This is a genomic window from Bacillus cereus group sp. N8 (assembly GCF_016483685.1).
GTDB lineage: Bacteria > Bacillota > Bacilli > Bacillales > Bacillaceae_G > Bacillus_A > Bacillus_A proteolyticus.
In genome coordinates, this window is record NZ_JAEHBK010000221.1 from 1 (window position 1) to 239 (window position 239).

Sequence of the window (239 nt, forward strand, 5' to 3'; positions counted from 1 at the left end):
CTTTTTCCTACTCTGGTGCGACCGGTGCTACCGGACCTATATGTATTATTGGTGCTACGGGTGCTAGTGGACCACCTGGTGATAATGGTCTGACAGGTGCTACTGGACCTCAAGGTGTTCAAGGTTACACGGGTGCTACTGGACCTCAAGGGGATCAAGCTGCCACTGGTGCAACGCGTCGTCACCTAGATAAAAATGAGGCGGGGGGGGGGGGGGGTGGGGGGGGGGGGGGGGGGGGG

General features: G+C 59.4%; 1 pseudogene. It reads left to right on the forward strand.

The window, feature by feature from the left end:
• A pseudogene (locus JDS80_RS31080) lies at positions 1 to 239 on the forward strand (hypothetical protein); the annotation flags it as partial.